Annotated in this window: 6 protein-coding genes; 2 read left to right on the top strand and 4 right to left on the bottom strand. The window is 60.6% G+C overall.

The window, feature by feature from the left end:
* Together DD606_RS23390 and DD606_RS23385 are read right to left on the bottom strand one after the other, a co-directional pair.
* Positions 1-1,794 (bottom strand): formate C-acetyltransferase/glycerol dehydratase family glycyl radical enzyme (locus tag DD606_RS23390; RefSeq protein ID WP_129259240.1); only part of this gene is annotated, 1,794 nt, incomplete at its 3' end.
* 4 nt (positions 1,795-1,798) lie between these two features.
* The gene (locus tag DD606_RS23385) at positions 1,799-2,698 is read right to left on the bottom strand and encodes a glycyl-radical enzyme activating protein (protein ID WP_008501194.1); all 900 of its coding nucleotides are present in this window, start codon (positions 2,696-2,698) and stop codon (positions 1,799-1,801) included.
* A 127-nt stretch (positions 2,699-2,825) separates the two neighbouring features.
* On the opposite strand from DD606_RS23385, the gene fsa reads away from it, so the two are divergent.
* The gene (gene fsa, locus DD606_RS23380; protein ID WP_017384896.1) at positions 2,826-3,488 is read left to right on the top strand and encodes a fructose-6-phosphate aldolase; all 663 of its coding nucleotides are present in this window, start codon (positions 2,826-2,828) and stop codon (positions 3,486-3,488) included.
* Between the two features lie 89 nt (positions 3,489-3,577).
* On the opposite strand, the gene moeB is transcribed toward fsa, so the two are convergent.
* On the bottom strand, positions 3,578-4,330 hold the full coding sequence (moeB, locus tag DD606_RS23375; protein WP_022650669.1) for a molybdopterin-synthase adenylyltransferase MoeB: 753 nt from the start codon (positions 4,328-4,330) through the stop codon (positions 3,578-3,580).
* 1 nt (position 4,331) lies between these two features.
* Positions 4,332-5,564, bottom strand: coding sequence for a molybdopterin molybdotransferase MoeA (moeA, locus tag DD606_RS23370; protein WP_045343722.1), 1,233 nt, complete (start codon positions 5,562-5,564; stop codon positions 4,332-4,334).
* A gap of 189 nt (positions 5,565-5,753) precedes the next feature.
* On the opposite strand from moeA, the gene DD606_RS23365 reads away from it, so the two are divergent.
* The coding region (locus DD606_RS23365) for an isoaspartyl peptidase/L-asparaginase (protein WP_129259238.1) at positions 5,754-6,375 on the top strand (622 nt) is incomplete at its 3' end.

Genomic DNA, 6,375 nt, shown 5'->3' with positions numbered 1-6,375 from the left:
ATCATCGGCCAGCGCCGCCGCCAGCTGCTGCTGGCCAATGACGCCCTGTTCGAACACCAGCTTCTTCACCGCCGCCAGGCTGTTGCCGAGGTTAGCGATGCCCACCTGCAGGCCGGAGACCCAGTCATACTTCGCGCCGCCCTGCTTGATGCTTTTCGCGCGCTCGATGCAGTCGTCCACCAGCGCCGAGCAGAGAATATCGTGGACGTTCTCCTCCAGCATGGTGTCCACCACGTATTCAATTTCGATGGATTTGCGGGTGTAGTAGCGGATCTGGGTATCCCAGGCTGCCATCACTTCGTCGAAGTTGTCGAAGTTACCGGCGGAGAGGGCTTTTTCCTGCGGCAGGAACACCTTGCCGCTGGTGGCGTCGCGGCCGCCTTCCAGCGCGGCGAGCATCACGCGGGCGAAGTTGATAAAGCTCATGCCGGTGCAGCGGTAGCCCCACTTGCCGCCCACCGCGGTTTCGATGCAGCCGATGGCCGCGTAGTCGTAGGCGTCGTCACGCTCAACGCCGAGCTTGATGAATTCCGGAATGACGATTTCATCGTTGTTGAACGCTGGCATCCCGAAGCCGCAGCGGATCACCTGCACGCAGGCGTCGAGGAAGTCGTTGCTCATGCCCGCGTGATAGCGCACGCTCAGGTTCGGCTGGGTGGAGCGCAGGCGACCGCAGGATTCCAGAATCGCGTACGAGAGCGGGTTCACCGCGTCCATCGGCTCACCGTTAACCAGCTTCTGGCCGCCGATGGTGACGTTCTGGTACAGCGGGCTACCGGCGGAAGCCTTCGAGTGCGAGCCGGAGCGGATCTTGTTCACTTCCAGCAATTTCAGCCAGCAGCTGTGCAGCAGCTCGATGGCGTGCTCGCGGTCCAGGCTCTGATTCAGCTCCACGTCGCGGCGGTAGTACGGATAGAGATACTGGTCCATACGCGCGAAGGAGACGGAGTGGCCGTTGGACTCAATCTGCAGGATCAGCTGAATGAAGTAGCACAGCTGCAGCGCCTGCCAGAACGTTTTTGGCGGCTCGTGGGCGATTACGTCACAGTTTTCCGCCATTGCAAGCAGCTCGTCGCGGCGGCTTACGCGGGTTTCGGTGGAGGCCATTTCACGCGCCAGTTCGGCAAAGCGTTTGATGTGCAGGCTCACCGCTTCCAGCACGATATCGATCGCCTTCAGGAACTGGTCGCCGTGCAGGTCTTCCAGCACCGTCAGGTTGATGCGCGAGCGGCGCTCGGCCACTTTGGCGCGCAGGCCGTCGAGACCTTTCTCCAGCACCAGGGGGAAGTTCACCGCCAGGTGCGCGTCGCCGGAGGTCATGTTGCCTTCGGCTTTGATGATGCCGGTTTCCAGCAGGCCTTTCTGCTCGTCGGTGAACATGCCGTAGCAGCGGTCCTGCACCGTCTGGCCGCGCCACCACGGGCAGATTTCATGCAGCACGCGCTTGTTCTCTTCGCTCACCGCAAAGCCCGCGCCCGGACGGTCCGCCAGGTCGTCAATCTCTTTCTCAATCCAGGAGACGGTGTATTCCGGGAAGATCGGCGCGGCGCGCACTTCGCTTGCCTGGTTCCCGATGATCAGCTCGTCGTGCTTGATCCAGATGGTACGCTTGGCCAGGTGATGCGCCAGCGCCAGGGCGCGGCGCACCGGGATCGGCTTGTCCAGATGCTGCTGATACATTTCGGTATAGTGCTGCGCGCGTTCGGTACAGACCGGCGGCTTAACGATATGCACCAGAGCCGTTTTGTGCGCCTTGATGCGCTCGCTGAGGGTGTTGAGATTCAGGGTGGTCATAAGTTTATCCTCGTAAGGTCGCGGTTAACCCTTTCTGGCAGGCATACTGCTGTGCGAAGTCCAGCAGGGCAGGGTTATCCAGCGGTTTGTCAGGGGCAGAGTAGGGTTGGCCGAGCAGGGTGTATTTGTTCATGCCCAGCGTGTGATACGGCAGAAAATGAATATCGTGGACGCCGAGTTCATCGGCAGCGAAGTTGGTAATGGCGGTGATGGAGGCTTCATCCGCGTTGAAGCCCTGGATCAGCGGCACGCGGATGGTGATCGTTTTCCCGGCGGCGGCCAGGCGTTTCAGGTTGTCCAGGATGCGCTTAGCCGAACCGTCCGTCCACTGCTTGAAAACGTCTCCGTCGACATGCTTCAGGTCGGCGAGGAACAGATCGACGTACGGTAATGACGGCTCAATATAGTGCCACGGCACGTGAAGGCAGGTTTCGACGGCGGTGTGGATACCCTGGTCGTGGCTGGCTTTAAACAGCGCGTGCGCCAGCTCCGGATTCATAAACGGCTCGCCGCCGGAAAGGGTGATCCCGCCGCCGCTGCGGTCGTAGAAGGGTTTATCGCGCAATACGGTCGCCATGATCTCTTCGACCTGCTGTTCTTCGCCGCAAACGGTCAGCGCCTGCGTCGGGCAGCAGTCGGTGAGGGCATCAAGCGTCTCTTCACTCAGCTTTTCGCGGTGGATGACCAGGCCATTCAGCGCGCGTTCGATGCAGCCCGGTGCCGCCTGCTGGCACAGGTCGCAGCCGTCCAGGCACAGACGCGCATCAAACAGCACGTCCCGGCTGCGGGAGCGGCTTTCCGGGTTCTGACACCAGCGACAGCCCAGCGAGCAGCCTTTCAGGAATACCACGGTTCGAATACCTGGGCCGTCGTGGGTGGAGTAACGCTGTATATTAAAGATCATTTTTTTGCCCTCGGATTACATATGAAGATTAAATTACTTTCGAATGAAAGTTATCTTGATATGGGTCAATTCCTGAGCAGGTTTTGCTGTGATAGGGTAAGTGCAGGCTAAATTTGAGGGTGACATCATGGAACTTTATCTCGACACATCTGACGTTGCGGCAGTCAAAAAGCTGGCGCGTATCTTCCCGCTGGCGGGCGTGACCACTAACCCAAGCATTGTGGCGGCGGGTAAAACCCCCCTGGAAGAGCTGCTGCCCGCGCTGCACGACGCGCTGGGCGGCAAGGGCCGGCTGTTCGCTCAGGTGATGGCGAAGACTGCCGAGGGGATGGTGGAAGACGCGCGTAAGCTGCGCGCGATAATCAATGACCTGGTGGTGAAAGTGCCCGTGACCGCTGAAGGGCTGGCGGCGATCAAGATGCTGAAAGCGGAAGGGATCCCGACGCTGGGTACGGCGGTGTACGGTGCCGCGCAGGGGATGTTGTCCGCACTGGCGGGGGCTGAGTATGTGGCCCCTTACGTGAACCGCGTGGACGCGCAGGGCGGGGACGGGATCCAGACGGTGGTCGAACTGCAACAGTTGCTGACCCTGCACGCGCCGCAGTCAAAAGTGCTGGCGGCGAGCTTTAAAACCCCGCGCCAGGCGCTGGACTGCCTGCTGGCAGGGTGCGAGTCCATCACGCTGCCGCTGGACGTGGCGCAGCAGTTTATTACCTCTCCGGCGGTGGATGCGGCAATTGTGAAGTTTGAGCAGGACTGGCAGGGGGCGTTTGGGCGGACGTCTATTTGATGGGTGTGGCCTGATGCCCTCACCCCAACCCTCTCCCACAGGGAGAGGGAGCAAACACTAAAACGGCAACCTGAAGGTTGCCGTTTGCTTTAACCTTCGCACACCTCACACCCGGGATTACGCATTAGCTTCATCTCGCGAAACTGGCAGGTCATCGCGTCATACATCACGATTTTACCCGCGGCGGGCGTGCCATAGTGCGCCAGCACTTTGATCGCCTCCATGGCCTGCAAGGAACCGATAACGCCAACCAGCGGCGCCATTACGCCCGCCTCGACGCAGGTCAGCGCATTCTCGCCAAACAGACGGCTCAGGCAGCGGTAGCAGGGCTCTCCTTCAGCGTAGGTGAAGACGGTGATTTGCCCCTCCATGCGGATGGCAGCGCCGGAAATCAGCGGCGTTTTATGGGCAAAGCAACCCGCATTGAGCTGGTTGCGAATGGCGACGTTATCGGTGCAGTCCAGCACCAGGTCATGCCGTGCAATCTGCGCAAACAGCGCGTCGTCATCCAGCATCGCGTCAATCAGGGTGAACTGAACGTTGGGGTTAATGCGCGCCAGCGCCGTGCGTGCTGATTCCACTTTAGGCTGACCGACCGTCGCGTCGCTGTGCAGCGTCTGGCGTTGCAGGTTGGACACCGACACGGTGTCGAAATCCAGCAGCGTCATGCTGCCGACGCCCGCCGCAGCCAGGTATTGCGCTGCCGCGCAGCCCAGCCCGCCAAGACCCACAACCAGCACGCTGGCCGCCTTGAGCGCCTCCTGACCCTCGAAATCAAATCCGCGCAGCACGATCTGGCGGTTATAGCGCATCATCTCCGGGTCGCTCAGTTCCATCGTCATGTCAGCCTCCGAACAGGTGGTTAAAGCGTTCCACTTCAACCCATTCGCCCGCCTCAACGTGGCCGCGATCGCGCTCCAGCACGATAAAGCAGTTACCCTGGCTGAAGGAGCTAAAGATGTGCGAACCCTGATGCCCGGTGGTGCTCACCTCCAGCTCGCCGTCGGCGTTGCGCGCCAGAATGCCGCGCTGGAAATCGAGACGGCCCGGTGATTTTTTGAGGCGCGTTGCCGCCCGCACGCGCAGACGTTCCGGCAGCGGGCTGGCATTGTTGCCTGAAAGCTTCGCCAGCAGCGGGATCACCAGCTGGTAGAAGGTCAGCGCGGCAGAGACCGGGTTACCCGGCAGGCCACAGAACCAGCTGTGCGGAAGTTTACCAAACGCGAACGGTTTGCCCGGCTTAATCGCCAGCTTCCAGAAGGCGATTTCACCCAGCTCTTCAAGCAAGGTTTTGGTGTAATCCGCTTCGCCAACCGAAACGCCGCCGGAGCTGATCACCACGTCGGCAGAGGCGTCAGCGTCGATAAACGCCGCGCGAAGTTTTTGCGGATCGTCAGGAATGATACCGAGGTTAATCACCTCGCAGCCCAGCTGCTCAAGCATCAGGTGCACCGCCAGACGGTTGGTGTCGTAAATCTGCCCCTCGTTCAGCGGCTGACCCGGAAGCTGTAGCTCGTCTCCCGTGGAGAACACCGCTACGCGCACTTTGCGGACCACGTCAATCTCCGCGATGCCAAGCGATGCCAGCACCGGCAGTTCGGCGACCGTCAGTTTTTGCCCGGCGGCAAAGACCGTTGCGCCCAGGGTAATGTCTTCCCCGATATGGCGGATATTCTGTCCCGCTTTGACGCTGGCGGTAAAACGCACGCCGTCGTCCGTTTGTTCGGTCTCTTCCTGCATCACCACGGCTTCACAGCCCGTTGGCACCGGCGCGCCGGTCATAATGCGCACGCAGGTGCCCGCTGGCCACTCACCGTTGAACGGCTGCCCGGCAAACGCTTTCCCTGCCACCGGCAGCGGCTGACCCGTTTGCAGATCCGCCAGACGTACGGCATAGCCGTCCATCGCCGCGTTATCGAACCCCGGCACGTTCAGCGGCGAGACGATATCGCGCGCGGCAATACGGCCAAAACAGCGCACAAGCGGCAGCGTCTCAACGTCGTGCAGGGGAGTAATACGATCAAGCATCTGCGAGAGTGCCGTCTCAAGCGGCATCAGTCCGGCGGTAAAATCCATGGTGGGCTCCTGCGGAGTAACAACGAAAGCGCTCATTATGGCAGAAAAGTGCGGCTAACTGTATGACCCGATGGGTGTACGCTTTACATCACAGTTGCGTCTTTCTATATTCAAAAATCATCTGAAGATTCGTCGACGATAATGATATTTATAGAAAAAGCAGCCAGCCAGGCTGATGGGTGATGCGAAATGAGTAAAGCGGTTATCGCAATTCATGGCGGTGCCGGGGCAATCACCCGTGCACAGCTCAGTCCCGAGCAGGAGAAGCGTTATATTGATGCGCTGAACGCCATTGTGGAAACAGGCCAGCGGATGCTGGAAGCGGGCGACAGCGCGCTGGACGTGGTGACCGAAGCGGTGCGCCTGCTGGAGGAGTGTCCGCTGTTTAATGCCGGTATTGGCTCGGTCTTTACGCGCGATGAAACGCACGAGCTGGATGCCTGCGTGATGGACGGCGTCACCCTGAAAGCGGGCGCGGTAGCGGGCGTCAGTCGTCTGCGTAATCCGGTGCTGGCCGCGCGTCTGGTGATGGAACAAAGCCCGCATGTGCTGCTGGCCGGGGCGGGGGCGGAAAAATTTGCCGTCGAGCACGGTATGGACACGGTCTCGCCCGAGCTTTTTTCCACCGAGGAGCGTTACCGACAACTGCTGGAGGCCCGTACAGCGGGGATGACGCAGCTGGACCATGCCGCGCCGCTCGATGAACGCAGCAAAATGGGCACGGTAGGCGCGGTGGCGCTGGATAAAGCCGGTAACCTCGCCGCCGCGACGTCGACAGGCGGCATCACCAACAAACTTCCCGGTCGCGTCG

The sequence above is a fragment of the Enterobacter cloacae complex sp. GF14B genome, assembly GCF_004136805.1.
GTDB lineage: Bacteria > Pseudomonadota > Gammaproteobacteria > Enterobacterales > Enterobacteriaceae > Enterobacter > Enterobacter hormaechei_C.
Note: the sequence above shows the minus strand (reverse complement) of the source record. Positions and strands in the feature narration are given on the sequence as shown.

Bases quoted from the DNA above. Each gene is read 5' to 3' on its own strand.
- fsa (WP_017384896.1), top strand. From the start codon at position 2,826: ATGGAACTTTATCTCGACACATCTGACGTTGCGGCAGTCAAAAAGCTG.
- moeB (WP_022650669.1), bottom strand. From the start codon at position 4,330: ATGACGATGGAACTGAGCGACCCGGAGATGATGCGCTATAACCGCCAG.
- DD606_RS23385 (WP_008501194.1), bottom strand. From the start codon at position 2,698: ATGATCTTTAATATACAGCGTTACTCCACCCACGACGGCCCAGGTATT.
- moeA (WP_045343722.1), bottom strand. From the start codon at position 5,564: ATGGATTTTACCGCCGGACTGATGCCGCTTGAGACGGCACTCTCGCAG.